This is a genomic window from Desulfoluna butyratoxydans (assembly GCF_900699765.1).
In the GTDB taxonomy this organism is placed as follows: Bacteria; Desulfobacterota; Desulfobacteria; order Desulfobacterales; family Desulfolunaceae; genus Desulfoluna; species Desulfoluna butyratoxydans.
Window position 1 is genome coordinate 746932 of sequence record NZ_CAADHO010000002.1, and the last position, 26346, is coordinate 773277.

Annotated in this window: 21 protein-coding genes; 9 read left to right on the forward strand and 12 right to left on the reverse strand. The window is 59.2% G+C overall.

The features are described from left to right. Window positions 1-113: 113 nt before the first annotated feature. A complete protein-coding gene (locus MSL71_RS08220; protein ID WP_281374465.1) occupies window positions 114-1391 on the forward strand; it encodes an HAD-IC family P-type ATPase in 1278 nt (425 codons plus the stop codon). Between the two features lie 176 nt (window positions 1392-1567). Here the strand turns inward: MSL71_RS08220 and MSL71_RS08225 are convergent, their stop codons facing one another. The 8 genes from MSL71_RS08225 to MSL71_RS08260 form a co-directional block, all read right to left on the reverse strand. Then, the gene (locus tag MSL71_RS08225) at window positions 1568-3271 is read right to left on the reverse strand and encodes a bifunctional serine/threonine-protein kinase/formylglycine-generating enzyme family protein (RefSeq protein ID WP_180138670.1); all 1704 of its coding nucleotides are present in this window, start codon (window positions 3269-3271) and stop codon (window positions 1568-1570) included. Window positions 3272-3656: 385 nt separating this feature from the next. Beyond that, complete coding sequence (gene rsxA / locus MSL71_RS08230; RefSeq protein WP_180138672.1) at window positions 3657-4232, reverse strand: electron transport complex subunit RsxA; 576 nt, start codon at window positions 4230-4232, stop codon at window positions 3657-3659. An 18-nt stretch (window positions 4233-4250) separates the two neighbouring features. Beyond that, window positions 4251-4844 (reverse strand): electron transport complex subunit RsxE, encoded by a 594-nt coding sequence (rsxE, locus tag MSL71_RS08235; protein ID WP_180138674.1) that lies wholly within the window; start codon window positions 4842-4844, stop codon window positions 4251-4253. Beyond that, window positions 4844-5449: an RnfABCDGE type electron transport complex subunit G gene (rnfG, locus tag MSL71_RS08240; protein WP_180138676.1), complete on the reverse strand. Its 606-nt coding sequence runs from the start codon at window positions 5447-5449 to the stop codon at window positions 4844-4846. Before rnfG ends, rsxE begins: the two co-directional genes overlap by 1 nt. 1 nt (window position 5450) lies before the next feature. Further along, window positions 5451-6407, reverse strand: coding sequence for an RnfABCDGE type electron transport complex subunit D (locus tag MSL71_RS08245; RefSeq protein ID WP_180138678.1), 957 nt, complete (start codon window positions 6405-6407; stop codon window positions 5451-5453). Beyond that, window positions 6400-7704, reverse strand: a complete 1305-nt coding sequence (locus MSL71_RS08250; RefSeq protein ID WP_180138680.1) for a 4Fe-4S dicluster domain-containing protein — start codon at window positions 7702-7704, stop codon at window positions 6400-6402. The genes MSL71_RS08245 and MSL71_RS08250 overlap by 8 nt, the downstream gene beginning before the upstream one ends. A gap of 154 nt (window positions 7705-7858) precedes the next feature. Beyond that, on the reverse strand, window positions 7859-8239 hold the full coding sequence (locus tag MSL71_RS08255) for a cytochrome c3 family protein (RefSeq protein WP_180138682.1): 381 nt from the start codon (window positions 8237-8239) through the stop codon (window positions 7859-7861). Window positions 8240-8967: 728 nt separating this feature from the next. Continuing rightward, on the reverse strand, window positions 8968-9411 hold the full coding sequence (locus tag MSL71_RS08260; RefSeq protein ID WP_180138684.1) for a SoxR reducing system RseC family protein: 444 nt from the start codon (window positions 9409-9411) through the stop codon (window positions 8968-8970). Window positions 9412-10287: 876 nt separating this feature from the next. Here MSL71_RS08260 and rnfB point away from each other — a divergent pair. Then, the gene (gene rnfB / locus MSL71_RS08265; RefSeq protein WP_180138686.1) at window positions 10288-11247 is read left to right on the forward strand and encodes an RnfABCDGE type electron transport complex subunit B; all 960 of its coding nucleotides are present in this window, start codon (window positions 10288-10290) and stop codon (window positions 11245-11247) included. 72 nt (window positions 11248-11319) lie between these two features. On the opposite strand, the gene MSL71_RS08270 is transcribed toward rnfB, so the two are convergent. Together MSL71_RS08270 and MSL71_RS08275 are read right to left on the reverse strand one after the other, a co-directional pair. After that, a complete protein-coding gene (locus MSL71_RS08270) occupies window positions 11320-12270 on the reverse strand; it encodes an electron transfer flavoprotein subunit alpha/FixB family protein (RefSeq protein WP_180138688.1) in 951 nt (316 codons plus the stop codon). Window positions 12271-12408: 138 nt separating this feature from the next. Further along, entirely contained in the window at window positions 12409-13173 is a 765-nt protein-coding gene (locus MSL71_RS08275; protein ID WP_180138690.1) for an electron transfer flavoprotein subunit beta/FixA family protein, read from the reverse strand. A 262-nt stretch (window positions 13174-13435) separates the two neighbouring features. Here MSL71_RS08275 and MSL71_RS08280 point away from each other — a divergent pair, with 262 nt between their 5' ends. From MSL71_RS08280 to MSL71_RS08305, 6 genes are all read left to right on the forward strand, one after another. Beyond that, entirely contained in the window at window positions 13436-14128 is a 693-nt protein-coding gene (locus MSL71_RS08280; RefSeq protein ID WP_180138692.1) for a histidine phosphatase family protein, read from the forward strand. Window positions 14129-14295: 167 nt separating this feature from the next. After that, the gene (locus MSL71_RS08285; RefSeq protein WP_180138694.1) at window positions 14296-15504 is read left to right on the forward strand and encodes an acyl-CoA dehydrogenase family protein; all 1209 of its coding nucleotides are present in this window, start codon (window positions 14296-14298) and stop codon (window positions 15502-15504) included. 250 nt (window positions 15505-15754) lie between these two features. After that, on the forward strand, window positions 15755-16441 hold the full coding sequence (locus MSL71_RS08290; protein WP_180138696.1) for a TetR/AcrR family transcriptional regulator: 687 nt from the start codon (window positions 15755-15757) through the stop codon (window positions 16439-16441). Between the two features lie 462 nt (window positions 16442-16903). Then, window positions 16904-17980 (forward strand): phosphotransferase family protein, encoded by a 1077-nt coding sequence (locus MSL71_RS08295; protein WP_180138697.1) that lies wholly within the window; start codon window positions 16904-16906, stop codon window positions 17978-17980. Between the two features lie 2 nt (window positions 17981-17982). Further along, a complete protein-coding gene (locus MSL71_RS08300) occupies window positions 17983-18744 on the forward strand; it encodes an SDR family oxidoreductase (RefSeq protein ID WP_180138698.1) in 762 nt (253 codons plus the stop codon). A 698-nt stretch (window positions 18745-19442) separates the two neighbouring features. Next, the gene (locus MSL71_RS08305; RefSeq protein WP_180138699.1) at window positions 19443-20219 is read left to right on the forward strand and encodes a LabA-like NYN domain-containing protein; all 777 of its coding nucleotides are present in this window, start codon (window positions 19443-19445) and stop codon (window positions 20217-20219) included. A gap of 339 nt (window positions 20220-20558) precedes the next feature. On the opposite strand, the gene MSL71_RS08310 is transcribed toward MSL71_RS08305, so the two are convergent. Together MSL71_RS08310 and MSL71_RS08315 are read right to left on the reverse strand one after the other, a co-directional pair. Further along, window positions 20559-21923 carry a sigma-54-dependent transcriptional regulator gene (locus MSL71_RS08310; protein WP_180138700.1) on the reverse strand — a complete coding sequence of 455 codons (1365 nt, stop codon included), beginning with the start codon at window positions 21921-21923 and terminating at the stop codon, window positions 20559-20561. Further along, window positions 21892-23691, reverse strand: coding sequence for an ATP-binding protein (locus tag MSL71_RS08315; RefSeq protein WP_180138701.1), 1800 nt, complete (start codon window positions 23689-23691; stop codon window positions 21892-21894). Before MSL71_RS08315 ends, MSL71_RS08310 begins: the two co-directional genes overlap by 32 nt. Before the next feature lie 607 nt (window positions 23692-24298). Between MSL71_RS08315 and MSL71_RS08320 the strand changes: the two genes are divergently transcribed. Continuing rightward, window positions 24299-25741: a Do family serine endopeptidase gene (locus MSL71_RS08320; RefSeq protein ID WP_246317745.1), complete on the forward strand. Its 1443-nt coding sequence runs from the start codon at window positions 24299-24301 to the stop codon at window positions 25739-25741. Window positions 25742-26346: the final 605 nt, after the last annotated feature.

Below are 26346 nucleotides of genomic sequence, written 5' to 3' on the forward strand. Positions count from 1 at the left end.
GCCATTCCCCGCGGGTTCGATTATCGTGTCGCCGTGCCCGGTGTGTAGCGGGTGTTTTTTTTATAAAGAACGGATGGGTAAAGATGGGCGAAGCAGAGATGAGGGCACCAGGCATGGTGGGACACGGCAACGGACGTGTCGCTGGCAGTGGTTCGGAACATGTGAATAAAGGGCGTGGGGCTGCCATGCCCGGAGCTGCGAGTCGGGCGGCGCTGATGCTGGTTGCTGTGCTGGGACTTGCCGCGATGGTGATCTTCGTGGCGTGGGCTTTGGCCACCGGTTCGCTTGTGGTTGCCCTGGGCCGTGGAGCCATGGTGCTCATGCTTGCCCTTCCCTGTGTCGTGGGGCTGGCCCTGCCCGTGGCCGTTTGGCAAAAAGGCCCAACGGGCTGTCTGTGGGAAAGGCAACCTGGGGGGCTGGCACGGTTCGGTCGGGTCGACACAGTGGTTTTCTCCAGCAGCCGTATGCTGACCCGGGGGCGGCCCCGGGTGATCCATGCGGTGCCCATGAACGGTGAGACCGAATCCCGGCTGGTGCGCCTTGCCGATGCAGCGGAGGCGGACTCAGACCACCCCCTGGCGAAGGCCGTTGCGCTGTACGCCGAGCGGGTGGGTAACTTCCGAAGCCGGGCAACCGACTTTAAACCCCACGGAGAAGGGGTGGAGGCGGTGGTGGACGGCCGGATTGTCCGGGTGGGCAAGGCCAGCTGGCTGGCGTCCCTCGGCGTCTGTTTTCATCACGAAGGGGAGGTACTGGACGCCCTTGAAGCCGACGGGAACACCACCCTGGTGGTGGCATCCGAAAAAACGGTTCTGGGATTTCTGGCTGTTTCCGACTCCATGACAGACAGGGCCGAAGCCGCTGTGGCCTCCTTGAAACAGATGGGGCTCACCGTGCTGTTTCTGACCGGGGCACCTGCCGCCTCCGCCGGTGTCCTGGCCTCGCAACTGGGCATGGACGGGGTGCTGGCCGATCTGCCTTCAGGGGAGAAGGGAGGGGCCGTGGCAGCCCTTCGTGACCGGGGAAAAAATCTTTGCGTGGTTGGGGATGGGTCGGAAGACGCTCCGGCCATGGCTAAGGCCGATCTGGCTGTGGACCAGGGCAACCCACTCCATGGCACCCCGGAGGACGTTTTTATGCCCCTGGTCCATGCCCTGGGCGCAGGGCGCTCTTTTCTTGGAACCCTGCATCGAAACCTGCTTTTTTCCGCTTTTTTTGCTCTTCTTTTGTTTCCTTCTGCTGCAGGCCTCTGCCGGGACCTTACCCGGCTTCCCGGGGTGTTGCGGGATCCCAGCCTTATGATCTGGGGCGCTTTTACGGCCCTGGCCTGCCTTATTATGGTGCTGAGCAGTCTCTACACATCAAGGAAAGGCTATGGCCAACGCATTTAGCCCGGATATTTCATGAGAAAATAATCTTCCAAATGAAAAACACCATGATTTTAGTTATCTATAATAAGAATGTCAGCTATTTTGAAAATGCAAAATGTAAATCAGCGTTTGCTGTTTGATTTTTTCATGAAATATCCGGGCTAGGCTTTTGCCTTTTTGATACGTCGGGCCTTGGGCTAGTCGCTGACCGGTGTTGCCGGGGCCACCAGCCTGAAGCCCACGTCGGGGAAGGTATCGTTTCCGTCGGCTTTGGGGTGCATGGTCGGGCGCGCAAGGACGGGTTCAGGGGCCACGTCCCCTTCGGCCAGCACCCACTCGGTCATCACCGGCGTACCCACGCCTCGGATGCCGAAGGTGTTGGGCTTAAAGACAAGTACGGGGAAGGGAAAGGGGAGGCTTTCCGGTGTGGCATCATCGGATGGCGGCACCGCTGCTGCGGCCTCCCACTGGTCCAAGCTGGGCAGGGCCTTGCCGTAGAACTCGGCATAGGCAAGGGCCGCGTATCCCGAGATATTGACCACGGGGCAGGCGGCGCTGTCTCCGCTGATCAAAACAAACTGTCCCTTTTTAAAGGTAATGGGGGCCTGGTGGTCGGACGTCCCCGGAGGCGGAGGGAGAGGCTGTTTTTTCATGAGCATCCAGAGCCTGCCGTCTCCCATGACCCGGTTGCCGTCCACAGTGACCCGTGCCCTGGGCTGCTGGTTCAAAAAGGCGATGAACTGGAGGTTGGTGACCTGGGTTTCCGACATGTAAAAGGAGGCCGGGGCTCCCTCTTGGGCACGGGGCGAGTTGATGCGAAGCATGGTGGTGTTGTTTTCCGCCAGGAGGGGCTGGCCCCCCGGAGGCTCGCCGGCTGCTCCGCCGCCGAGGTGATTCACCGGTTCCGGGCCGGAGAAGTGCCAGACAAGGATGGCACACAACAGCGCAAGAAGGCAGAGGATGGCCCATGTGTAAAGGGCGGGCACCGTTTTTTTCGTTGAAGCCGTGGCCGGGCTGCCCGTGAGGGAGAGGGCCTCTGTGAGCCTGCTGCTCAGCTCCGCCACCGTGGCGGTGCGCTCTTCCGGGATCTCTGCCGTGGCCGAGGCGATGATTTGGTGGATCTCTTCAAAAAAGGGCGACTCCGGGGACGGAAGCCCTGCCTGCTTGAAGGTGAGGGGCCGCAAGGCTTCGGGCCCGGCCATGGCTTCAAAGAGGATTTTGCCCAGGGCGTAGACATCGGACAGGTGGGTGGTCCGGCGGACATCGGCCATGTGTTCCGGCGACATGTACTGCAGGGTGCCCAGCATATCCATGGTGTGGGTGAGGCCCTGCCACTTTCCCGAGCGGGCCAGTCCGAAATCGGAAATCTTCGGGGTGGCCCCATCCATGAGGATGTTTTCGGGCTTCAGGTCCCTGTGGACGATGCCGCCGGCATGTATGGCCTCCACCCCTTCCAGAAGGGGCAGAAAGGTGTGCCGGATCCACCGGGCCGCCGGTTCGTCCTCCGGGTCGAAGCCGCTTTCCGTCATGGTGTCTCGCAGGGTGGCCCCGGGAACAAACTCCATGGCGATGAACTCCAAGGCCTCCCTGCCGTCCGGCGGTGTAAAGAGGCCGTGGTCATAGACCTGGATGACGCAGGGGTGCCGGATGGAGGCCATGGCTTCCACCTCTCGCCTGAAGCGCTTAAGGGCCGTTTCCAGCTCTTCATCGTCCCCCTGGAACGAGAGGAGCCACTCCCGGGAGATGACCTTGATGGCCACGTCGCGTTTCAGGTTGACCTGGTGGGCCCTGTACACCTCGCCCATGCCGCCTTTGGCGACAAATTCGAGGACGATCCACTTGTCGTGGATCACCGTGCCGATGGGGAGGTTGGGGGTGTCCTGGGACGGTGTGTTTGTCATGGTCAGGGTCTCTTGGTCGGTCTTTGAGGGGCTGTGAAAGGGGTGCCTTGGAAAACACATGTGTGCTTTACGGTAACACGTTGTCAGAATAGGTGCTGTGGGTCAAGGGTTTTGGAACAGGGCAAACGCATTTAGAGTTTGCCTCCGGCGGCCCTGCCGGGGACCAAACTTTTGAAACGTTTGATAAACAGGTTTTATTTTTTTGGATGCATCACAACCGGCCATAACTCCTTTTATTTTTTTGTTTATCAAGGCGCGTCTCTTCAACCCCGGGACGTTTTTGCGGCGCTTTATTCAAAAAGCGACCCACCGGAGACAAAAAAAGGGCGACCCGTAACGGGTCGCCCTTTTTCGTGTTTACAGATCTTGCCTCAGGGGAGAATCGCTACCCCATGCCCTTGAAGCCGAAGAAGGCCAGGGCAATGAAGCCTGCGGTGATGAGGCCGATGGAGGTGTCCCGCAAGGGGCGGGGCACTCGGGCCAGGATCACACGCTCCCGGACCCCTGCAAAGAGGACCAGGGCCAGGCCGAAGCCTGTGGCGTAGCAGAACGAAGAGATCAGGGCCTGCATGAAGGTGTACTCTTCGTTGATGTTGATGAGGCAGACCCCCATTACCGCACAGTTGGTGGTAATAAGGGGCAAAAAGATGCCGAGGCCCGCGTACAGGGAGGGCATGCTCTTTTTAAGGAACATCTCCACGAACTGCACCAGGGAGGCGATGATGAGGATGAAGGCCACGGTCCTTAAGAACTGAAGGTCCAGGGGCTTCAAAATCGCCGCTTCCACCGTCCAGGTGGTGATACCCGCCATCACGAGAACGAAGATGACGGCCATGCTCATGCCCACGGCGGTGTCCATGCTCTTGGAGGTCCCCAGGAAGGGGCAGGCCCCCAGGTTCTGGGTGAGCATGATGTTGTTGACGAAGATACAGCTGATGGCCAGCAAAATGTATTCGGTCATGGTGTCTCGCCCTCCTTTCTATTTCGACGATGCGATGTTCATGAGGCAGAGGAGAATGCCCAGCCCGATGAACGCGCCGGGGGCCTCAACCATGAAGGTGAAGGGCTGGAAGGCGTCTCCGAAAACGCTGTGCCCCAGAAAGGTCCCTGCACCGAGCACTTCGCGGAAGGTACCCAACACAGCCAGGGAGAGGGTGAATCCCAGGCCGATGCCCAGGCCGTCGGCCAGGGAGTGGGCGACATCGTTCTTGCAGGCAAAGGCTTCGGCCCGGCCCAGAACGATGCAGTTAACCACGATGAGGGGGATGAAGATCCCCAGCTTCAGGTAGAGGGGGTAGGCAAAGGCCTGCATGAGAAACTCCACCACGGTAACGAAGGTGGCGATGATGGTGATGAAGCAGGCGATGCGGATCTTCGAGGGGATGACGTTTCGCAGCATGGAGATCAGCAGGTTGGAGCAGACCAGCACGAAGGTGGTGGCGATGCCCATGCCGATGCCGTTCTCCACGGACCGGGTGACGGCCAGGACCGGGCAGAGGCCCAGCACCAGGCGAAATGGGGGGATCTCTTCCCAGAGACCCTTGACGAACTCCTGGGATAATGACTTGGCCATCAGTTGCTCCCTCCTTCAGACGCGAGGTTGTCCATGCGTTTTACCAGCTCCGGCTTCAGGCGCGTGTAGAGGGCACCTGCTTCGTTGACGGCCACGCACACGGCACGGCTGGTGATGGTGGCGCCGGAGATGGCGTCGATGTCGCCGCCGTCCTTGCTCACCGAGGCGGTCTGGTCGGTGCCGGTTCCTTCGAACTGGGCCACAAAGGAGGGGTCCTCCTTGGCCTTGGAGCCGAAACCCGGGGTCTCGGTGGAGATGGTGACTCCGCTGCCGACGATGGTGTCGTTGTCGATGTCAAAGGCCACCAGCAGCCCCACGGGGCCGGAGAAACCCTTGCCGAAGGCTTCGAGGGTTACGATGTTCTGATCGCCGATCTTGGCGGGGAAGATGGTGTGGGACACTTCGCCGTCTTTGACCTTGAAACGATCGGCCATGGGGTCATTGTCCGCATCCGCCAGGATGGATCGAATGACCGGTTCCTTTTGAAATTTGAGTTGCTGGTACTCGATGCGGTCCATCGTCAGGGTTCGAACCCCGGCCAGCACCCCGCCCGAGACGGAGGTGAGGACGGCGAGAACCAGTACCATCTTAAACATATCGTTCATGTTACACCTTTCCCAATGCTTTCGGTCGGATCATGTCGAGGATGGGGTTTGCCAGGTTCATGAGAAGCACGGCAAACAGGGCACCATCCACCCAGGCCCCTTTGTTTCTGATCAGCACGGTGAGCACCCCGCCCCCGAAGCCGTAGATGAGCATGGGGACGACGTTTACCGGAGAGGAGGCGTCTTCCGTGGCCAGGAAGAAGGCGGCCACCAGCGTGTAACCGCTGAGGAGATGGAAGACGGGTCCTGCGTAAAGGTCCGGGTTGCTCATGCTGAACAGCCAGGCGCTGACAAAGACGCCCGCCAGAAAGGAGAGAGAGATCTCCCACCGGTTGATGCCGCGGATCATCAGGAAGATGCCGCCGGCAATGAGCCCGGCTCCGCAGACCGCTCCGATGCCACCGGCCTGGTGGCCCATGAGGAGTTCCATGGGGGGGTAGAGCTCGGCCATGCCCGCGCCGAAGAACTTCACGTTGATGAGGGGATCCACCATGGTCCACATCATGTCGTAATCCACGAGCATGCCGTTGAAGTTCATGAGGGAGGGCCAGGAGACGGTGAGGACCGCCGCGGAAAGGGCCGGCGGGCAGAAGGGGTTGCCCCCGATGCCGCCGAAGGCCACCTTGCCCATGATGATGGCCACAAAGGTGCCGGTGATGACCATCCACCACGGGGCGGTTGCGGGCAGCAGCATGGAGAGGATGAGGCCCACCATGGCTGCGTTGCCGTCACCGACGGTGGGCTGCTGCTTCATGAGGGTGTTGGCGGCCAGCTCCCAGAAGATGGCCGAGGCCACGGCCAGGGCGGAAACACCCAGGGCAGGGGCGCCGAACATGACCCAGCCGGGGATCAGGGCCACAAGGGCAGCGGCCATGATGAGGTAGCTGCGCTTCATGACGGTGCAGGCGTCCCGGTAGAAGGGCGCGTGGGATACAATCAGTTTGGTTGAATCAGTCATTGGAGCCTCCCGTTTCAGCACTCTTTTTACTCTCGGCAAGGGTGTGCCGCGCCAGCATGATCTGCTGGAACAGAGGCATCTTGGCCACGCAGATGAAGCTGCAGAGGCCGCATTCCACACAGGCGTCGAGATCGTACTTTTCCACCGCCTCTTCGTAGAGGCCGTTTTCCAGCATGCGGATAAGAAGGTTGACCGGGATGTTGGCCGGGCAGACACGCACACACTTGCCGCAGTTGATGCAGAATGTGTCGGTGAGGCGCGGCATGTTCTCCGGGCCGTAGCAGAGGATGGCGTCGGTGTCCGGGTCCACGGGGAAGTCCGGTGTGTAGACCGACATGCCGGTGAGGGGGCCGCCCACGATGAGGTGGTCTCGCTTCACAAGGGTCTCGCCCACCGCTTCGAAGATCCGGGAGATGGGGGTGCCGATGCGGGCATTGACCAGCTTGGTCTGCTTGTTTTTAAGGGTGAGGCTGACGAGCTTTTCCTGGGGAAGGCTTCGGGTGCGAAGGGCCTTTCCGGCGGCCGCCACAGACTCGGGGCTGAAGAAGAGAAAGCCGGCCTCTTCCAGGGTTTTGCCCGCTTCCACCGGGGTGCCGGACAGGCGCTTGGCCAGCAGGAGGGGGTTGCCGTTGGGGTAGAGGTTTTTCACCCCCACAGTCTCGCAGCCGGTGTCCCCGGCTTCGGCCTCCAGGTACTGGGGCAGGGCCAGGACCACGCGGGCCTTGGGCGCCAGCTCCTTGATGAAGTCCGCGCCGCGCTTGAAGTCGGCCTTACGGGCCTGGAGTGCGTATTGGTTGACGTTGGTGAAGAGGTCCTTTTCCAGGGCGCTCAGGATCACGGTGTGGATGCTGTCGCTTCCGAGCCGGGCAAAGGGCGGGCGTCCGGGAAGGTTGGACAGAAAGGCAAGGCTTGTTTCGCCTTTGGGGTCCTGGTCCAGGGCCTCGGAAAAGGCCGGGGAAGGCTCACCCTCTTCGCTGGTGGCGATGTTCACCAGGGCGAAGTGCCGTCCGTAGTTGCCGGTGCGGGTTTCCACGCTGCCGACGGTGCCGGAGACCGGCGCGGTCAGGTCGTGCTTCTTTTCATCAAACAGTCCGTAGAGGGCTCCCCGTTGAACCTCCACCCCTTTTTTCAGGATGGTTTTCTTTTTATCCACGAGGCTTTTCTGGTCGGCACCCACCTGAATCTGGAGGGTGACTTCCCCGGGGAGACCGGTGTCCACGGGGTCGGGAAGTCCGCCCTGCACCGTCTCGTAGGGCAGTTTTGCCGCCAGGTAGCCGAAAAACGATCGTCGTATCATTGTAGTAGTCTCAGTCCCTGTGTTGTGATGGTGTTTTGGTGATGAGTCCAGCCGCCCGGAACGTTCCCATGGGTCGGGCCCATGGCCTTTCAGGCGCCGGCAAGGGGGTCGTCAAGGCATGGGCGGTGGCGTCATCTCATGACGAATAGGCCCGTTACTTTGGCGTGGCATGGCATTCCGCACATTCGGCGGGACCAGCCCCCATCTCTTCATGACAACCGATACACTGGGCGTGTATGGCGTCGGTTCGACCCATCACATCGTCGTCTTCCGACGCGCCGGGTTCATGGCATTCGCTGCAGTTGTACTCTTCATCACCGTCATCCAGGTTGTGATGGCATGAAGCGCAGTCCGTGTCGTACTCATTGACATGGATCTGGTGGGTAAAAAGTACATCCCCCGCGCTTCCCTTGAAGAGCATACGAACCGGTTCTTCCGGCGCGTCAGGCTTCAGCACCGTGTAGCACAGCGCCGCTGTCGCCAGCAGAACCAATCCCAGTATGACGGCCAGTTTCCTCTCGTTTTCTGGGCGCATCCTAAGTCAACTTCCTCTCTCATCCTTGCAGGCCTTGGGCGGAAGGCGCGAGCCCTTTGGTTTTCCGGCCATGGGCGAGCCGAGGCCCGGCGCCCATGTGCAAAACCCTCCGGCGTGTCGACGGGTGTTGCATCCCTTCTTCCAACTTAAGTCCTGGGTGGTTAAATAGTGAGTGTGTTTCTCAAGGCAGCGTCAAGCGGTAAGGACCGTGGGCGTCCATGAAAACAGCGACCGGACAGCTGACCGGCGTCACGTAACGTGACCGGTGAGGTCGCCGCGTGCGGATGCACGTCGTTCATGTTCCCGGGTCCCCGACTATACCCCCTTCATGTGATGACACCTTCGTCCGGGGCGGCACGCCCGACAAAATTGAGGTAACCGTCCCGTGTACTCCACGTGCCTGAGAAATCCCTGTTTTTTGGCCGTTCCGGGGGAACCCCTGTGAATCTATGATGAAACCGGGCACACCCTTGGGCCAGGTGAAAAATTATCAAGCAATTAATCGCAAGAACTGTACCAGAAAACATTCTTATTGTGTAGCGATGGATTTGACAACGGGAGGGGGATTTTTTGTTTCGGAGGAGCGGAAAGCTGCGATTGACAATGGCTTGCCTCCGCAAATCAGGAAAAAAAGGTCTCATTTACAGGAGCAATTCCGGAAAAAAGAGGAGAGCCGTCTTGAAAAAAGGTTCCCCTGAAGGGACGTTGGTTGCGTGATAGGACCGTTGTCAGGCCAGGGGCGCTCCGGGAAGAATGCGAGTAATGCGTGGGGTGTAGGAGTCCCCCCGGGCAATCTTCCCCTCAAAGAAGCGGATGATGACAAAGGAGACGGCCAGGGCCCCGAACCCACCGATACCGGCGGCAAGGGAGGGGTTCATCCCGTGGGCCGGGCCCAGGGTGTTTCCGGCGGCCGCCCCTGCCATGAGGGCAAATACCGGAAAGATATAGGCCAGAAGGGACATCTTGATGAGGGTGCCGGTGCCGATGGAGACGAGGACCCGGTCCCCGATGTGGGCTCCGGCATCGTTGATGGCGCACACCTCCATGGATTTTCCCGAGGCATGGCAGGATCCCTTGGAGGCACAGCCCTCGCAGGCGGAGGTGCGGACGGTTTCCACCCAGGCGCGGCCGTGGGATGCTGTTTTGATGACGATGCCTTCTTCTTGTCTCATGGTGTGTCCTTCAAGGTGGTTGGGTCCATCCCCGCGCTTTTCAGCTGGGGCACATGGCACCATATAAGATGCCCGCACAAAAATCAAAGGTCCGGTGACCGTGGCCCCGGAGGGGGCTGATTCGGGCTGGGGAACCGGGGCAAGGGCCCCCCGGAAAAAGAGGAACCCGCATCGTCGACAGCGGCCAAACGGGTCAAGAGAGTGAAAAACGGGGGGATGGTTTCCATTCTCAGAACAAGGGGCCGGGACGATGCGGGTCCGGTGCCAATGCAGGCAGGAGAGAAACATTACAACATGCGTGCCATGTGGGCTGGAAAAAATTTCCCCATGATTTCAGCAGGTGAAAGGGGCGTTGGGGACCCTGTGGTGTCCGAAATAACGGATGGGGGCGGGCCGGTGTACGGATTTTTGGAAAACAGGCGGGTTGCACGCCCGGAAGGGGAGACATTTGGCGTTGTTGGGCGGTGTTCGGGGGAACAATGGAAAAAAGATGCATTTGAAAAAGTGGCATAATTTTTGTAAGAAGTAGGGGACAAAGACGGGGCTTAACCCGTTATGGAAAGGGGTGGCCGGAAAAGCCCGATGCAGGGCATGTCCCCGGTGGAGCCACAGGACGTATGGCAACGGGGCCATTCCATGTGTCGGCACATTTTATCCGGGTCACCATTTTGCTAAAATGGTATCGTTGTGAAAAGTCGGGTATTTACATTTTTGGAAACCGGCTGTAAAGTGACCTCGACCTCATGGCTTGCCGAGGTCGGGACGACCCGTCGGCTCATCGACGTGTGACACGTTTATCAAGACTGTGTGGCGGGTGATACAAGGCGACCCGGGGGTTGCCGGAACCAACACCTAATATCCTTCTATGGGGTAGTTATGACCATTGTGATTCCTTTACTGGTACTTTGTGGGCTGGGAGCTGCCATTGGCCTTCTGCTTGCCCTTGCCGACAAAAAACTTGCCGTCGAGACCAACCCTCTTATCGATGAGGTCGCCGACATCCTCCCTGCGGGTAACTGCGCCAACTGCGGCTATGCCGGGTGCGGACAGTACGCCGAAGCCGTGGTGGAAGACCCGGAGGTGCGCCCTGATCTCTGTACGCCGGGGGGCAACGAGGTGGCCCAGAAAATTGCCGCGCTCACCGGAAAAAAAGCTGCGGAGATCAAGCCTGTAAAGGCCGTGGCCCGTTGCAAGGGCTGTCCCGAAACCAACAGCACCACCAAATACATCTATAACGGCTTAAACGACTGCGAAGCCGCGGCCAACCTCTTTGCCGGTGAAAAAGGCTGCGAATACGGCTGCCTTGGACTGGGGAACTGCGTACGTGCCTGTCCCTTTGACGCCCTTGTCATCGGCGAGCTCAACGTGCCCAAGGTAAACGTGGACAATTGCGTGGGATGCGGCCTCTGCGTCACGGCATGCCCCAGGGACATCATGGTCCTGGTCCCCGACAACGCCGTCAGCGTCATCGGCTGCCAGAACCGCCAGAAGGGCGGCCAGACCAAAAAGGTCTGCAACGTGGGCTGCATCGGCTGCCGTCTCTGCGTCAAGGCCTGTCCCCATGACGCCATGAAGGTGGTGGACAACCTCTGCGAGATCGATTACGACAAATGCCAGTTCTGTGAAGACGCACCCTGTCTCCAGGTCCAGTGCAAGCCCGGGGTTATCGCCCCCGGCTACGGCGCACCCATCAAGTTCCTCACCGGAAAGATGACCGAGCTTGAAGAGAAGGTCGAGCCCAAGGCCACCGAGGCCGCACCTGAAAAAGCGGCAGAGGCTCCCGAAGCAGAAGCACCCAAAGAGGAGAAGAAGGAAGCGGCAGAAGCCGAAGCCTGATTCTAAGAGGGTGAGCGCACCATATTGTGCATGATATAAAGGGGCACCGACCTTAAGGTCGGTGCCCCTTTTTTATTGGGTTGCCAAAAGCGCCAGGGTCGCCTCCATGAAGGGAAGGAGATCGGCCTCAATGATAAGGTCGCTGACGGCGTGGATGGCCGCATCCGGGTCGCGGTTCACCGAAACCACGGTGGTGCCTTGGGGGATTCCTGCAAGGTGCTGGGTGGAGCCGGAGATGCCCAGGGCGATGTAGAGATCCGCGGTGATGGCGGTGCCCGTGATCCCCACCTGGCAAGGATAGGGCATCCAGCCCATGTCCACGAGGGGGCGGGAGCACCCAGTGGCGGCACCGGGCAGGGCGTCGGCAAAGCGGCGGAACAGGGACAGGTTCTCCTGTGAGCCGATGCCCCGGCCCACGGAGACCACCACCCGGGCGCCGGACAGGGCGGTGTTTCCTTTTTCCCGAGCCGATGTGGAGCGGATGCGGACAGGGCCCGGAGCCACAGTCAAAGGGCGGACAGTGACACGCCCCGTAACATCGGCGCCCGGAGCAGGGGAGAGCGCCCCGGCCTGCAGGGTGATCACCCCGCCAGCGGGGGCCTTGACGTGGAGGCGGGAGGTGCCTGATCCGGCGCTGCGAAAAAAGGTCGCCGTTTCCGTCTCGTATCCTGTCACACAGGGAACCGTGGGGAGTCCCAAGCCCACAGCCAGGACCGGGGCCACTTCCATGGACCAGGGCGTGTGGGACAACAGGAGGTGCCGGAGCCCTTGTGCGGGGAGCACCGCCCTGAGGGCCGTTGCCATGTCCGCGGCAGGATGGGCTTCCAGGTCACACACCAACCCCAGGGTGTCTATTCCCGAGGCTTCGGCAAACCGGCTGGCGCCAAGGGCCGCCTCTTTTCCGCACACCACTGCCATGATGCCGGATGTTTCGGTTTTGTTCAGCCGCAGGGCCAGGGCCGCCAGCTCCATGGAGACGGCGGGCAGGTGGGTGCCGGAGATGTCGATGATAAGTGCGATCATGATGTCAGGATAAAGTAGATAATAGGAAATAGGTTATAGGTTATAGGCCGTTGCGCTTTGGCCCGAGGAACGAGGGGCAAAGCGCAACGGCAATCTGCTTTTGAGGTGGCTCACCTCGCCGCCGGAGGCCTGCTTTTTTTATTCTGGCAACACCTGGCGTTCCTTGAGATAGGCGATGACGTGTGCGGCCTGCTCTTCCGGTGATCCCTTGATGCGGAGGCCGCGGCCCCTTTGGAGCGGGGGGGAGGTACCGGTGACCGGGGTCGTGACCGTGGGGGCTGCCGGGGGCGCTTTTTGGCACTCAACGGGCTGGCTGCGCGCTTTGATCATGTGGGCGATGTTGGGGTAGCGGGGGGTGTTGAACCCCTGTTGCACGGTGACAAGGCAGGGAAAGGGCAGGCTCACCACCTGCCGCATGCCTGCCCCGGCGTCCCGGGTGACCTCCAGAACGTGGGGGGCTTTTTCGATGCGGAGCTTTTCCACGACCTGGCAGGTGTGGGTGATGCCCAGCATGGCGGCAAGGGCCGGGCCGGTCATGCCCTGCATGAGGTCTTCGCTCATGGCCCCGCAGAGGATGAGATCGGGCCTGAGGTCGTCAAGGACCGGAAACAGGGCAGCAGCCGTTTCCGTGGCGCAGAGGGGCTCAATGTCTGCCTTGATCTGGATGGCTTTATCGGCCCCCATGCCGAGTCCGCGCCTCAGGGCTTCGGTGACCCGGTGGGGGCCCACGGAGATCAGGGTGAGCACGGTGCCCTCCATGGACTCTTTGATGCGAAGGGCCTCTTCCAGGGCGTGTTCGTCCAGGCGGTTGATGCGAAAGTCCCCGGGTGATGCCTCCGTGTCCGGCTGGAGCTGCGTGGAACCGGTGTTGTGGATCTGCTTGATGAGCACAGCGATGTGCATGGGACCTCTCCCCCTTTTTCCGGTTTCGTGGGTACATGGTTACTGTAGCGTGGGGGGAAAAGGGTTTCAACAAAAAAAAGCGAGCGCTCGTTTTTTTTCTTGACAGGGGGCGTCGGCCTTTTTAGAGTGTGATTCAGCAGCGATACCGCGGCAGCACCAGGCAGGGGCTGCCGATGATCCGTGTGGCCGGTCGCGGGCCAGCCTTTCCTCACTGACACATCTCCGCGGCCGGTCATCTCACCTGAACGAAGGGGATACGGACATGGCCCGAATCATTTTCATACGGCACGGGCAGGCCGCCTTTGGAAGCCAGCGCTATGACAGCCTCACCGACCTGGGAAAAGCCCAGGCCAAAGCGGTGGGGGACCACTTCAGCGCCTGCAAGGTCTCCTTTGACCGGGTGGTGGCAGGAGAGCCGGAGCGCCAGCAGGCGTCCGCAGCCCTGGCCCTGTCCGTGATGAACACGCCCCGGGATGTGGCGGTTTGTTCCGATTTTAACGAATACGACCACATGGGCATCATTGACGCTGCCCATCCCCTCATTGCCCGAAGCCATCCCCATCTGACAGAGGCCCTTGACGCCCGTTTTTCCAACCATACCTTTCAGCCGTTTTTTGAAGAGGCCCTCTCTCTCTGGGTGGGCGGCATGCCCCTGCCTTCGGGGGTGGAGTCCTTTGGCGCGTTTGCCGGGCGTGTCCGTTCCGGCCTTATGGGCCTTGCAGCAGACCTTGCCCCCCGGGAAACCGTCGCTGTCTTTTCTTCGGGCGGTGCCATTGCCATGGCCCTGGGGGTTGCCCTCAACCTGTCGCCGTCGGAGTCCATGGCCCTTTCATGGGAGCTTGTAAACGGGGGGTATTCGACCCTGCGTGTCGGCAAACGAGGGATACGTCTCATGGACGCCAACGTGTCCGCCCATCTGGCCCTTCTGGGCCGGGAGTGGGTGACGTATAGATAAAGATTTGGCGCAACCATTCAGCGTGCCTCCGGCGGGTCGTTTTTTTGAAAAAAAGCTCTGCGAAAAAGTGGGAATTATTTCGGCGGAGCCTGGAAAGGCTTGCTTAAGACCTGTTTGTCAAACCCGGTTTTATAAATCAGGCTAAACTCTAAATCGAGGAGACCGTCATGGATTTTGGCGTATCGGAACGCATTGAGACCATCGTCTCGATGATCAACGAGTTTGTGGATCGGGAGCTGATTCCCATGGAGCCGGAGTACCTCGTGCATGATTTTAACGACATGCTGCCGAGGATTCGGGAGAAGCAGGCCATGGTTCGGCAGATGGGGCTCTGGGCACCTAATTTTCCCGTGGAGTGCGGGGGCATGGGGCTCTCTCTGGTGGAGCACGGGCTGGTCTCCGAGGCTCTGGGGCGCTCTCCCCTGGGTCATTTTGTGTTCTGGTGCCAGGCCCCGGATGCGGGGAACGTGGAGATCCTTCACATGTTCGGCACCGATGAGCAGAAAAAACGTTACCTGAATCCCCTGGTGGCGGGCGACATCCGCAGCTGCTTTTCCATGACCGAGGTGGATATGCCGGGATCCAACCCGGTGATGCTGGAGACCACGGCGGAGAAAGACGGGGACGACTACGTCATAAACGGCCACAAGTGGTACACCACCAGCGCCGACGGAGCTGACTTTGCCATTGTCATGGCCGTCACCAACCCGGACGCTCCCCCGTACCTCCAGGCCAGCATGATCATCGTGCCCGGTGACACCCCGGGGTTCAACATCGTGCGCAACATCCCGGTCATGGGCCATGAAGGCAACGGCTACGCAAGTCACGCCGAGATCCTCTATCAGTCCTGCCGGGTGCCTCAAACAAACCTTCTGGGACCCGAAGGCCAGGGGTTTGTCATCGCCCAGGAGCGCCTGGGCCCGGGACGTATCCATCACTGCATGCGCTGGCTGGGGATCTGCCGGCGGGCCTTTGACCTCATGTGCAAGCGGGCCAACGAGCGGGTCATCGCCCCCAACGGGAAAACCCTGGCCACCCGCCAGATCATCCAGGGCTGGATCGCCGAATCCGCAGCCGAGATGGAGGCCGCCCGCCTCATGACCCTCCACGCCGCCTGGCAGATCGACAACGTCGGGGCGGCCAAGGCCCGGGACAGCATCAGCATGATCAAGTTCGTGGTGGCCAACACCATGAACCGCATCGTGGACCGGGCCCTGCAGGTCCACGGTGGCCTGGGCATGACCGACGACACCATTTTGGCTTATTTCTATCGCCACGAACGCGCCGCCCGTATCTACGACGGCGCCGACGAAGTCCATAAAACCTCTCTGGCCAAACGGATCCTGCGGAGCTATGAAGGACGGGAGGTGAGGTAGAAAAACGAGCCTCCGGCGGCAAGGTGTGCCACCTTGAACGTTGGTTACGAATGCGCTTTGCCCCTTGTTCCTCGGGTCAAATCACATCCGTATTTGTGTCGGCGTAAACGTAAAATATGATTTTAAAATCTGTTTGTTGAACTGTTCAAAAGGTTAGCCCCCGGCAGGGCCGCCGGAGGCATAAGCTGAATGGTTACCATTCGTTTTTAGTTTGGGTAATATCAGTATGAGACAAGGGCAAGGGGCTGACGTGACGACGAAAGATTATCGTGTATTTCAAGAGAAGTTCGAGGTCTCCAGGGAGGAGATGATCCGGGAGCTGTTCCGGGAAAACGCAGGGTCCATCCGTGTGAAAAAAGAGGCCACGGCGGTGAAGAACCTCCAGCGGATCATCCAGGCGGTGTTCGCCATTTCCATGGAGAAGGGGTTCCAGGCCATGAGCATGCGGGACCTGTGCACCGAAAGCGGTCTCTCCATGGGCGGGCTGTATGGGTATATCCAGAGCAAAGAAGAGCTCCTTGCCCTGATCCAGGGGCAGGGACGGCGGATTCTGGAGCGGTTTTTACGGGAGAGCGTCACAGACCTCACCGACCCCTTTGACAAACTCGCTGCCCTGATCCGGGCGCACATCTACCTGAGCGAGGTGGCCCGGCCGTGGTTTTTTTTCAGCTTCATGGAGTCCCGCCACCTGGGCAAAGAGGATGTCAGCCGGGCCCTTGCCATGGAAGCGGCAACGGAAAAAGCCCTCACCGATCAGATTGAAGAGGGCATCGCGGAAAAGGCGTTTGCCCCCTGCGATGCCGCCCTGATCGCAGGGCTCATAAAAGCCATGCAGCAGGACTGGTACCTGAAACGCTGGAAGTTCAAAAAACGGGGCACCTCCGTGGAATCCTACGCTGACGCCGTCATCGAGATGGCCTTCTCTCGGTTAGCATAAGCTCAAGGAAAAGCTGCCTTCTATGGTTAAAGTGACCGGCAAAAAGCGTGCCTCCGGCGGCGAGGGTGGCGAAGCCACGATAACGAAAACACCTCGAAAGCATATAGCCCTTGCGCTTTGTCCCTCGTTCCTCGGGCCAAAGCGCAAGGGCCTTCGGCTCGGGCTTCGCTCGACATAAACGCCGATGGTTTATGCGGGCTGTCTCACAATCTTCGACGTAACAGGGAACGTTGTTGTTACTTGTCCATTGTGGATCTAACCGCACTGCCTCCGTTTTGGGAAAAAAGAACCGTAAAACGTTCCCCATGGAACATGACAACCTGTCGAGGTTGTCTCGGCGGAGCCTTAAAAGATAGTCGTAAAACCTGTTTGTTAAACTTTTTAAAAGTTTAGCCCCCGGCAGGGCCGCCGGAGGCTGTTTTTTCTGTCTGCCTAATTCAGAGATATGGAAGAGGAGAGCGCATGAAGGACACAGCACAGGCGATTCGTGACGGAGAAGGGCTGGATGAGGGCAAGCTGTATGATTGCCTGGTGGCCAACATCCCGGGGCTTTCCGGCCCCCTGACACTGACCCAGTTTCCCAGCGGGTTTTCCAACCTTACCTATCTGGTACGCGTGGGAGAGACCGAGATGGTCCTGCGCAGGCCTCCCTTCGGGGCCAGGATCAAGAGCGCCCACGACATGGGCCGCGAGTACCGTATCTTAAGCGCCTTAAGACCCCATTTTCCATACTGCCCCGAGCCGTTGTACTACACCGAGGACCCGGAGGTGATGGGGTGCCCCTTTTACGTCATGGAACGCATGGAGGGGATCATCCTGAGAAAGGACCTGCCCGCAGGCCTTGCCTACACTCCGGCCCAGGCGAAAGGCCTCTGCGAAAGGGTTCTGGACGTTCAGGTGGCCCTCCACGGTATCGACGTGGAAGAGGCGGGGCTTGATTTTCTGGGCAAGCCCGAAGGGTATGTAAGGCGTCAGGTGGAGGGGTGGAGCAGGCGCTACCGCAACGCCCGGACCGACGACGCCCCGGACTTCGAAGCCGTCATGGAGTGGCTTGCGGACCACATGCCCGAAGACACGCCGCAGCCCACCATCGTCCATAACGACTACAAACTGGACAACATCGTGTTGTCTGAGGTCGATCCCATGGCGATCATCGGGGTTCTGGACTGGGAGATGGCCACCTATGGCGACCCCCTCATGGACCTGGGCAACTCCCTGGCCTACTGGGTGGAGAAAGACGATCCCGAAGAGATGCAGATGATCCGCCTTATGCCTACGAACATGGACGGGGCGCTCTCCCGGTCCGAGATGGTGGCTCGCTACGGCAGGCTCACGGGCCGTGATGTTTCGAGGTTTGATTACTACCATTGCTTCGGCCTGTTTCGCCTGGCCGTTATTGCCCAGCAGATTTACCAGCGGTACCACAAGGGCCTCACCAGGGACAAGCGGTTTGCCATGCTGATTTTTGCGGTGCAGATCCTTGAGAGGGCCGCTCTATCATATGTACTGAACCGGAAATCAATGGATCATGGGAGGTAGGTATGGCTGTATCGGTTTCACTTGAAGGGAAAACAGCGCTGGTCACCGGCGCAAGCCGGGGCATCGGAGAGGCCATATCCATGGCCCTTGCAGAGGCCGGGGCGACGGTGGTGCTTTCGAGCCGCAAGATCGAGGGGCTTGAAGCGGTAAAGGCAAAAATCGAAGCGGCAGGGGGTACGGCCCATGCCGTGGCCTGCCACACCGGGGATCTTGAGCAGATTGCCCATTTGACGGCAGAGGTCAAGCGCCTCTGCGGAGGGCTGGATATCCTGGTGAACAACGCCGCGGCCAATCCCCACTTCGGGCCCATGGTGGACGCCGAAGAGTGGGCCTGGGACAAGATCTTCGACGTAAACCTCAAGGGCCCGTTTTTTCTCATCCGAAACGCCGCCCCCCTGATGAAGGAGAGGGGCGGCGGGGCCATCGTCAACGTGGCGTCGGTGAACGGGGTCCGGCCTGCTTTTTTTCAAGGGGTCTACTCCGTGAGCAAGGCGGGGATGATCGCCATGACCCAGGCCCTGGCCAAGGAGATGGCCCCGGACAACATCCGGGTCAACGCCCTGCTTCCGGGCCTGACCGACACCAAGTTCGCCTCTGCCATCACCCGGAATGAGGACATCATGAAGGAGGTGAACCGCCAGATCCCTGCAGGCCGCGTGGCCGAGCCCTCGGAGATGGCCGGTGCGGTCCTCTACCTCGTCTCGGACGCGGCCTCCTATGTGACGGGCAGTTCCCTGGTGGTGGACGGGGGCATGCTGGCCTGATTATTTTCTTTTTTCGGTAACTATTCAGCTCAAAAAAACAGCCTCCGGCGGCAAGGTGTGCCACCTTGAAAGCAGGTTGCGGATGTGTTTTGCCCCTCGTTCTTCGGGTCAAATCACATCCGCCTTTAAAGTAAAAATTCACTCAAAAAGATTTTTTAAAACCTGTTTGTTAAACCCGCCTTTAGAAAATCAGGCAAAAGTTTAGCCCCCGGCAGGGCCGCCGGAGGCTTTTTTGATCTGAATAGTTCCCTTTTTTCTAACGGTAAAGGCGTGTCTTTCGGAGAGAGCTCCGGGGGCATGCCTTTTTTTGTTTTGGCGACACGGCATGGCGGGAAAGGGCTGCCGAGGGGATAGCCCCTCAAGGATAATGGCTTTTCGCGTGGTTTTAAAAAATGTTCCCCCTTTGTGGCAAATGAAAAACTATGGTAAAGATGTGAATGATATTCCTACACTAAATGACGGTGCATATCGAATTTTACAATGTGCGCCAGGGTGATCGCAGATTATGAATCGTGGCCTTTCGGAAAAGGGCGGTGGTTGAGGGCTTCAATGGATGATTCGCACCTTGACCCCGTCGCTGTTTTCCGCCGGTAAGGCCGTTTATTATGTTATGCGTGCCGGATCGTTTGCTCGGGGGGGCTTTTTTTTAATTGATTTAGGAGAAATCGTCCCACGCATGTATCGGAGATTTGTACATTATGCTCAAGGCAGGTATTTTTCTTGATGTAGACAACCTCAGCTTCAATGGTGGGTGGGGCATGCGTTACAGCGTCATTCGCGACCTGGTTTCCGCCCAGGATACCACCATTGTACGGGCCAACGCCTATCTGGCCGCGGATTTCGACCGGGAGGAGTTTGACCACGAATACCGCATGCGCAGCGAAGAGTACCGAAACGCCATGCGCCGGGCCGGTTTTCACCTGATCTTAAAACCCGTGAAACGCTACTTCAATGACGACGGGGACACCGTGGTCAAGGCCAACGCCGACCTCGACCTGGCCGTGGACGCCCTGCTCCAGTCCGAGAACCTCGATTACGTGCTCATCGGCACCGGAGACGGCGATTTTCTGCGCCTGGTCAGGGCCCTCCAGAACCGGGGGAAGCGCGTGGACCTGCTCTCCTTTGACAACACGAGCTCCGAGCTGCGTCGCGAAGTGGACAACAGCTTTTCGGGCTTCCTCGTACCCGGGCTCATGCCCAGCCGGTTCGACAACAAGCGCCGGGAGCGCGGCATCATCTACTCCGTGAAAGAGGGCCGCGAGTACGGGTTTGTCAACATGCGCACCGGCCTGGGGGTCGGCGAGGTGCAGAGTAATGTCTTCTGTCACGTCAACGACTTCGAGCCCAAGATCGTCAGCGATCAGCTGATGCGCTACAAACGCGAAGGCGTCATCCTGGAGTTTGACGCCATCGAGCAGGGCCCGGACAAGTACAAGGCGGAAAACATTCAGGTGTTTGACTGGAAAAACAGATAAAGCACATGCTCCGGGGCGTTGCCCCTTCACATGTGCAGACGGGCGGCGCCCGTGAGCGGGGATGTGGGGGCTGCTTGTCGCTGCGCGATAAATGATCACAGAACATGGCAAGGAAAAAGAAAAGGGCTCGTGAATCTTTTAAGATCACGAGCCCTTTTTTTGTAACGATTCAGTTGCCTCCGGCGGGTCGCTTTTTTGAAAAAAAGCTCCGCAAAAAACTTTCCGAAAGGTTAGAACAGTCGGAATCGCTGGAATTCATGGCAACGCTGTCAAGACCTGTTTGTTAAACTTTTTAAACGTTTGGCCCCCGGCAGGGCCGCCGGAGGCCGTTTATCTGCCCTATGGCATCACCCCGTAGGCTTTGAGCTTTTTGTGCAGGGTTTTTCTTGTGATGCCGAGCTGCCTTGCGGTTTCGCTTTTGTTGTTGCCGGTGGCGTCCAGGGTGAAGAGGATGGCCTCTTTTTCCACCTCTTCCAGGGGCCGGACTTCGCCGGAAAATCCGGCGGTGGCGTGGGCGGGTTCCAGCTGCTCTTCTTCCATGAGGCGCAGGGACTCGATGCCCACGTAGGGGCTCTGGCAGAGGACGACCCCGCGCTCCACGGTGTTGATGAGTTCGCGCACGTTGCCGGGCCAGCGGTAGCGCACCAGCATGTCCATGGCTTCCGGGGTAAACCCGGAGATCTCTTTGCGGTTTTTCTCGGCCAGGCTTTTAAGGTAGTGCTGGGCGATGGGGGGGATGTCGTCGCGCCGCTCCCTTAGGGCGGGCAGGTAGAGGTCCACCACGTTGAGCCGGTAGTAGAGGTCTTCCCTGAATTTTCCCTCCCGCACAAGATCCGCCAGGTTTTTGTTGGTGGCGGTGATGACGCGGACATCGATGGGGATGACCTCTTCGCCCCCCACCCGGGTGATCTCCCGTTCCTGCAGGACCCTCAAGAGCTTCACCTGCATGGACAGGGGCATCTCCGAGACCTCGTCCAAAAAGATGCTGCCACCGTGGGCCTGGACGAATTTTCCCTCCTTGCGGCGCTGGGCACCGGTGAAGGCCCCCTTTTCGTGGCCAAAGAGTTCAGACTCCAGGAGGGTCTCGGTGATGGCCGCGCAGTTGATTTTCACAAAGGGGCCTTCCCGCCGGGTGCTGTTGTAGTGGGTGGCCCCGGCGATGAGCTCCTTGCCGGTGCCCGACTCCCCGGTGATGAGGACCGTGGCCTCGGAGGTAGCCACCTGGGCCACGGTGTCCAGGAGCTGGGTCATCACGTTGCTTCGGGCGATGATGTTCTGCCGGTCGAACTGCTCCTTTAACGAAAGGCGCAGGCGCTGGTTCTCTTCCTGAAGGCGCTGGCGTTCCGTGGCCCGTTCGATGGTGAGGCGGAGCTTGTCGAAGTCGATGGGCTTGGTGAGGTAGTCGTAGGCCCCGTTTTTTAAGGCCCCCACCGCCGTCTCAATGGAGGAGTAGGCGGTCATGATGATGATGGGAATGGCCGGGTTGATCTGATTGATCTTCTCCATGGCTTCCAGGCCCGAGACCTTGAGCATGCGGATGTCCATGAGAATAAGGTCGAAGTAACGCTCCTTGACCATCTCGATGGCGGGCTCGCCGTCGTTGGCTTCAAAGATGGTGTAGCCCCACCCGGTGAGAAGGGTGGCCAGCATGGTTCGATGGGAGGTGTCGTCGTCAACAACCAGAATCGAGAAGTTTTTTGTCATGATCTGTCTGCTCCGCTTTGGTTGGGATGACCAGGGTGATGGCGGTGCCTTCACCTTCGATGCTCTTGATACGGATTTCGCCACCGTGGGCTTCCACGATGTTGTGACTGACGGCCAGTCCCAGCCCGGTTCCAGATGCTTTGGTCGTAAAATAGGGGTCAAAAATATGGGCGAGGTTCTCATCGGAGATGCCGCACCCGGTGTCGGTTACCGTGAGGACGAGATTGGTCGACCCCACGGGACGGGTGACGTTCAAATCGATGCTGCCCCCCGGCTCTGTTGCCTCAATGGCATTTAAAAAGAGGTTGAGCAGCACCTGGCTGATCTTGTCCGGGTCAAAAAGGGCTGTCTCGGGTGCGTCGTCAAAGACCGTGGCGATGGTGATGCCCCGCTCCCTGGCCCGCATGCTGACGAGCTTGACGCAGTTGTCGATGAAGGGGTCGAGTTCCACCCGCTTGGGGGAGAGGCTCACGGGCCGGGCAAATTCCAGGAGCTGGCCCACCACCAGGTTGAGGCGGTCCACCTCTTTGATCATGATCTGGGCGATGTTCAAGTCGTTGGGGTTGTCCTTGTATCGCTCGCTGAAATAGGTGGCAAATCCCTTGATGGAGCTCAAGGGGTTGCGGATTTCGTGGGCCACGCCCGCGGCGAGCTTGCCCACCGAGGCCAGGCGGCGGCTTCGCTCCACCTCCCGCTTCAGGCTCCGCACTTCGGTGAGGTCTTTGAAGAGGCAGAGGTACCCGGTGACCAGGTTCTCTTCGTCCCTCAAGGGGGCGGCGCTCACCTGAAGGGGAAGAAAGGCCCCCTGGGGGGTGGTGCACTCCACCTGATCCTCCACCATGCCGATGCCGTACTTCAGCTCCTGGATGCGGTCGGTGAACTCTCCGGGCAAGAGGGCCCGGGCTTCTTTGCCCGTGGTGTTGTCCGGCAGCTGCATCACCTTTTTGGCCACGTGGTTGAAGGAGAGGATCCGGAAAGAGCTGTCAAAGGCGATGAGCCCGATGGGCAGGTTCTCCACGATGGTATCGGAAAATGCCTTTATGCGGGAGAGGGAGCTTCGCGTGGACTGGTAGGCCTGGATCATGAACAGGAGGATCACCCCCCCGAACCCGGACAGGAGCAGCACCACCCCGGAGATGAGGGAGTCCTGCATTTCTATTTTTCCGGCTTTTTCCACGGAACTCATGTCCAGGCCCACGAAGATGATACGCTCAGGGGCCTTTTCAAGCTGGAGCACGGCATCGGGGAGGACCCGGTTGTCGTATTTGGAGATCTGCATCCGCAAGAGGCTGGAGGCCTCCTGGGTGAATCGGCGGAAAATGACCAGGGTCTGCTTGCCCCCCTCTTCGTGGATGATCTGCCAGAAGAGGCGGCCGGACCCGGCGATGCGCTTCAGGTCCAGCTCCTTACCCTGGTAGGTGAGGTTCAGGTGCTTGCCCGCCAGGGAGGCCTTGTTGTGGGCGATGATGCGACCGTCGTCTTGGGCCACGAGGATATAGGAGATGTCTGGCTGACGGGCCGTTTCAAAGAGGAGTTTCTGGAGTTTTCGGTTCTCCCGGAAGCTGTCGGCCATGAAGCCTGTACGGGTGCTGGCTTCAAAGGAGCGGATCAGGGCCGCCCCTTTTTCAATGAGGAGCTGGATGCTGTTTTCCCGCTGGCGTTTGATTTTGTCAAAAGTGACCCAGGAGGAGATGGGCAGAAGCACCACGACCGCTCCGATAAAGATCCAGGGCGGGACTTCCGACCAGAATTTCCGTTCCGATGGCATACCGTCTCTCTTGTTTTATAATGGTTCAGGGCATGGCCCGGTCGCCGGACCGGGGGGATGGTGCATAAAGCCCAATGGAATCTGAATAGCAAAACCGGTGCCAGGCCGTGCGCCATCCAGGCCCTGCCTGGCGAGCCTTGGCTTCAAGGCCCTTACCTGAAAGGACGATACAGGGCCCGAGATCGTTTGGACGAACGGACGGGTGCTGTACCGCCTTGGGGCAAAGCGGGCGTTTTCTGGCGCAGGTGGTTAAAAAATAACCATGGCCATGCGGTTACATGGGAATCATATGGCTAAAAAGTATCCACCATGTGGCCCGGGCCTGCAAGAAAAAAAAGAACGCGGCTGTTGAAGAATAAAGAAGGCTGTTTATCTTTTCTGTTATGACAGCAGGTTACAGGGCGCTTCTGTGGGGTGGTTTTACGTTTTGGCACAGCGGTTGCACTAACTCGTCTCCAAGCCTTCCGAAGGCCCGGCTTGTTCAGCAAGACGCAACACACCCAAAGAAGCCTCTTTTCCCCCTTTTTGGAAAACCCCTCCAAGCCGGGCCCTTCGGAAGATTTTTTAAAACGAGACGACAACGTTTAACAACGGAGCTACCCCATAGATGATGCACACACGAGAAACAGCCATCCCGCAATCGTCACACCCTTTACGTATCGCAGCCCTGATGATGCTTTCCCTGGCCGTGCTCCTGACGGCCGTTCCCGTCAGGGCGGAAGCGGTCAAGATGATTCCCGCCGATTTTTCCGAGCTGGCGGAGAAAGCCTCCCCGTCCGTGGTGAACATCCGGACCGAGAAAACCGTCAACGGCGGTGGCCGTGTCTCCCGGCATTTTCAGGGCATGGACCCCAACGACCCCATGAATGAGTTCTTTGAGCGGTTTTTCGGGGATCAGCGCCAGCGTGAGTTCAAGCAGCGCAGCCTGGGCTCCGGCTTTATCGTGGACCCGTCCGGTTACATCGTGACCAACAACCACGTGGTGGAGAACACCACGGAGATCAAGGTGATCCTCAAGGACGGCCATGAGTACGAGGCCACCATTGCGGGGCGGGACCCCAGTACGGACCTGGCCCTGATCAAGATCGATGCGGAAAAAGAGCTTCCCGCCCTTGAGCTGGGGGACACCCAGGAGATCAAGGTGGGGCAGTGGGTCATGGCCATCGGCAACCCCTTCGGCCTGGGCCACACCGTCACCACCGGTATTGTCAGCGCCAAGGGGCGGGTCCTGGGCAGCGGGCCCTACGACGACTACATCCAGACCGACACCTCCATCAACCCCGGGAACAGCGGGGGACCCCTTCTGGACCTTGAAGGTCGGGTCATCGGTATCAACACCGCCATTATCCAGGGCGGCCAGGGGCTTGGCTTCGCCATTCCCGTGAAGCTCGCGGCGGGCATCATCGCCCAGCTCAAGGAGGACGGCAACGTCACCCGCGGGTGGCTCGGGGTCTCCATCCAGGAGATCGAGGGTGACGTGGTGAAATACTACGGACTTCCCGGTGCCAAAGGGGTCATGATCATGGACGCCTTCAAGGGTGACCCTGCGGAGAAGGCGGGCATCAGGGCCAAGGACATCATTCTTTCCATCGACGGCAAAAAAGTGGAGACCTTAAAAGACCTCACCGGCATTGTGGCCTCACAGAAGGTGGGGGACAAGGTCAAGGTCACCTTTCTCAGGAACGGCAAAGAGAAGACCGTGAAGGTCAAGATCGGCAAGCGTGAAGATCGCAGGACCGCAGGCGCCCAGGGCATGGGCAGCGGGGATGCGGACCTGGGCATCGACATCGCCTCCATCTCTCCTGAGATGGCCAAGCGTTTCAACCTGTCCGACACCCAGGGTGTTCTCATCACCGGGGTGAAGCCCCGAAGCAAAGGCAGCCAGATCGGCCTGGTCCACGGTGACATCATCAAAGAGGTCAATCACACGCCCATTCGATCCGAAGACGACTACTTCGAGGTGCTGGAGGGCATCGATGAGGGTGAGCAGGTGGACATGCTCATCATCCGCAGGGGTCGGGGGTATGCCCTGGTCCGGTTCACGAAATAGACCATGATCCAAACCTGAAGGACATACCACCATATCGCGGCCCGGTGGCCCGGGCCGTCACGGTGTTCACATATAGCTTCATCCTTTATTCTCCTGAATTGCAGTGGTGCAATACGTAAAATCCCCGTGGCATGGTGCCCCGGGGGTTTTGCGTTTGGTCCTGGAGCCGGCACGGGTGACCATTCAGCTCAAAAAAGCATCCGCAAGCTGGGGGCCAGGGGAGTCCTGGCCACCGGAGGCTTGTTTCTGCTCCCTGCTTTACCAAATAGAAGGCAAGCCGACTCGTTATCGGTAAGGTCGTGTTCCAGTGCGGTATGCCGTGCCTGTCTTGGTGCGTTGCCGGAGCAGGTGGCTACAAAGTAACCAAAGCCTTCGGGTGAGGGGGTAATCATATGGTTAAAAAGTATCCATGGTGAGGGCGAGGTGGCGAGCTTTGCAAGGGTGAAAAACGTATGCTGAATCTTTTTGTTGGGCGTATGGCCTTTGATAAAGGGTTGTTATGAATTTTAACCAAAAATAAATTTTGGTTTGGCACGCGGGTTGCAAATTAACCAAGACAAGCCTCTCGAAGGCCCGGCTCAACCGAACAAAACGCAAAACAACCC